This window comes from Gemmata sp. (assembly GCF_051859125.1).
GTDB lineage: Bacteria > Planctomycetota > Planctomycetia > Gemmatales > Gemmataceae > Gemmata.
In genome coordinates, this window is record NZ_JBHYGG010000205.1 from 1 (window position 1) to 3,352 (window position 3,352).

Below are 3,352 nucleotides of genomic sequence, written 5' to 3' on the forward strand. Positions count from 1 at the left end.
GGGCGGCCCCTACAAACCAGTGCCTTGTAGGGGCCGCCCTCCGTGGCGGCCCGCGTGAGGCCAACGCACTAACCAAACAGCCCCGGCCCGTGCCACCAGTGAACGGCCCGATCGGACTCAACACAACGTCGCGAAGGAGATAGGTCACCAATGTCTGATCCGCGCGGGTTCCTGTCGGTCGACCCCCAGAAGCCCATGCCCCGGCCGGTCCACCAGCGAACCAAGGACTACGACGAGCTGTACCAGCCGATGCCCCCCGAGGGCGTCCGGGCGCAGGCGACCCGGTGCATGGACTGCGGCATCCCGTTCTGCCACACCGGGTGCCCGCTCGGGAACCTGATCCCGGACTGGAACGACCTGGTCCACCGGAACCGGTGGGAGGAGGCGCTCCAGGCGCTGCACGACACGAACAACTTCCCCGAGTTCACCGGGAAGACGTGCCCGGCCCCGTGCGAGTCGGCGTGCGTGCTGGCCCTGAGCGGCGCGGCGGTGACCATCAAGACGATCGAGTGCGCGATCGTGGACCGGGGCTGGGAGATGGGGTGGATCGTCCCCCACCCGCCGACCCGCGAGACGGGCAAGTCGGTCGCCGTGATCGGCAGCGGCCCCGCGGGCATGGCCGCCGCGCAGCAACTGCGCCGGGCCGGCCACGCGGTCACCGTGTACGAGCGGGACGACCGCCCGGGCGGGCTCATGACCTACGGCATCCCCGACTTCAAGATGGCGAAGGACTACGTCGACAAGCGGGTCGCCCAGATGGAGGGCGAGGGGATCAAGTTCGTGGTGAAGGCCGACGTGGGCCGCACGATCGACCCGAACGACCTGGTCGCCAACCACGACGCCGTGCTGCTGACGGTCGGGGCCACGAAGCCCCGCGAACTCGACGTGCCGGGCCGCGACCTGAAGGGCATCGTCATGGCGATGCCGTTCCTGACCCAGCAGAACCGCCGGGTCGCCGGGCTCGACGTGGCCGACGAGCCGATCCTGGCGACCGGGAGGAACGTCATCATCATCGGCGGCGGCGACACCGCGGCCGACTGCCTCGGCACCTGCCACCGCCAGGGGGCGAAGTCGGTCCTGCAGCTCGACTACAACCCGCGGCCGCCCGAGTACCACAACCCGGCGACCCCGTGGCCCCTGTGGCCGAAGATCCTCCGCATCTCCCCGGCGCACGAGGAGGGCGGCAAGCGCGACTGGCAGATCAAGTCGAGCGCGTTCGTCGGCGACGACCAGGGCCGGGTGAAGGAGCTGCACGCGGTCCGCGTCAAGCAGTACTTCGACGAGGCCGGCGAGCGGCAGTTCCAGGAGATGACCGGCTCGGAGCTTGTGTTCCCGTGCGAGCTGGTGCTCCTGGCGATCGGGTTCTCGGGGCCGGAGGCGGGGCTGGCGCAGGCGCTCGGGCTGGCGATGACCGAGGCCGGGACGATCGCGTCGGACCGCCGGTACGCGACCTCGCGGCGGGGGGTGTTCGCCGCCGGGGACTGCCGCCGCGGGCAGTCGATCGTGGTGTGGGCCATCGCCGAGGGCCGCGAGGCCGCCCGGCACGTCGACGAGTTCCTGACCGGCCGCCCGAGCCGCCTCGCGGGCCGCGACACGTCGCAGCTCATCGTGGACCTGCCGCTCCTGGCGCGGGCGTGACAACACGGCGGCCGGCGACTCCGGGTGCCGGCCACGCTCCGTCAAAATGCTGTCGAGATCCGCGGGAAGTGGTTGGCGGGCCGCCACGGAGGGCGGCCCCTACGGGCCGAACACCGACTCTCTGTAGGGGCCGCCTCCATGGCGGCCCGCGTGGGGCGTCGGACTTCGACAGTACACTCCGACCGTCACCCGTCCTTCTTCTCGGCGAGCTTCTTCCACTCCTGGATCTTGCGGTACAGGGTGCGCTCGGCGATGCCCAGCATCCGGGCCGCCTCCTCGCGGTTCCCCTCGGTCAGCTCCAGCGCCTTCTCGGTGTAGTACCGCTCGACCTCCTCCAGCGGGCGGCCGATGAAGTGGTCCGCCCCGGCGGCCGCGGTCGGGCCGCCGGGGAGCCCGTGCGGCCGCACGCCGGCGTCCTCGGGCAGGTCGTCGAACGTCAGCTCGCCGTCGAGGTCCAGCACCAGCATGCTGTCGAGCAGGTTCTTCAGCTCGCGGACGTTGCCCGGCCAGTCGTAGTTCTCGAACGCCCGCCACACGGCCGCCGCGACCCTCGGGACCGGCTTGCCGTGCCGCTTCGCGAGGTCCTTCAGGAAGTGCGCCCCGAGCGGGGGGACGTCCTCGCGGCGCTCGCGCAGGCACGGCAGGCGGATCGTCCCGACCTTGAGCCGGTAGTACAGGTCCTGCCGGAACCGCCCGGCCTCGACCTCCTTCGGGATGTCCTTGTTGGTCGCCGCGACGACGCGGACGTCCACGGTGATCGGGGTGTTCGCGCCGATCCGCACCACCTCGCCGTTCTCCAGCACCCGGAGCAGCTTCGCCTGGAGCGACAGCGGCATGTCGCCGATCTCGTCGAGGAACAGGGTGCCCCCGTGGGCGTACTCGAACCGCCCCTTGCGCTGGCCCCGCGCGCCGGTGAACGCGCCGTCCTCGTGGCCGAACATCTCGTCGTCGAGCAGGTTCTCGTTGAGCGCGGCGCAGTTCATCGCGACGAACGGCTTGTTCCGCCGCGGGCTGTTGGTGTGCAGCGCCCGGGCGACGAGTTCCTTGCCGGTGCCGTTCTCGCCGAGGACGAGGACCGACGCGGTCGTCGGCGCGTAGGCACGGAGGAGTTGGAGCACCCGCTGCATCTTGGCGCTGTTCCCGACGAGCCCCTCGAACCCGAACTTCTCGTCGAGCTGGCGGCGGAGGTCGCGGACCGTCTGGACCCGCTCGGCCGACTTGTCCACGACGGCCCGGAGTTCGGCGAGGTCGATCGGCTTCTGGAGGTAGTGCGACGCCCCGAGCTTCATGGCCTCCACGGCGGTCCGCACGTCGGCGAACCCGGTGATGACGAACACCTCGGCGTCGGGGAGCACCTGCCGGCACCGCCTGACCACGTCGAGGCCGCTCGTATCGGCCATCTTCAGGTCCGTGAGGACGACGTCGAACGCCTCCTGCTCCAGCTTCGCGACCCCGGCCCGCCCGGTGGTGCAGACCGTGCAGTCGTGCCCGCGGCGGTCGAGCCCCTCGGCGATGTCCTCGGCGAGGTTCTTGTCGTCGTCGATGACGAGGACGCGGAGCGGTTCAGGCGGCGCGGACATGGCAGACCTCACGGGGGGCACCACACGTTAATGTACCGCCCCGCCCCGCCGGGGGCAGCACCGCCCGCCGCGGACGGGTCCGGCGGGGTATGCGTCGCGAAAGTTGGTGGGAACTGTGTTCAGTTCGGTGTAGC

2 protein-coding genes are annotated in these 3,352 nt (G+C 71.1%); one reads left to right on the plus strand and one right to left on the minus strand.

All coding sequences use genetic code 11. The annotated features are described in order from the left end of the window. Positions 1-150: 150 nt before the first annotated feature. Positions 151-1,638: a glutamate synthase subunit beta gene (locus tag ACTIGN_RS17425; protein WP_439626086.1), complete on the plus strand. Its 1,488-nt coding sequence runs from the start codon at positions 151-153 to the stop codon at positions 1,636-1,638. 185 nt (positions 1,639-1,823) lie between these two features. Here ACTIGN_RS17425 and ACTIGN_RS17430 read toward each other — a convergent pair whose 3' ends face one another. Then, positions 1,824-3,218, minus strand: coding sequence for a sigma-54-dependent transcriptional regulator (locus ACTIGN_RS17430; protein WP_439626088.1), 1,395 nt, complete (start codon positions 3,216-3,218; stop codon positions 1,824-1,826). Positions 3,219-3,352 lie beyond the last annotated feature (134 nt).

Excerpts from the sequence above, each read along its gene's own strand:
- ACTIGN_RS17430 (WP_439626088.1), bottom strand. The coding sequence starts at position 3,218 with ATGTCCGCGCCGCCTGAACCGCTCCGCGTCCTCGTCATCGACGACGAC.
- ACTIGN_RS17425 (WP_439626086.1), top strand. The coding sequence starts at position 151 with ATGTCTGATCCGCGCGGGTTCCTGTCGGTCGACCCCCAGAAGCCCATG.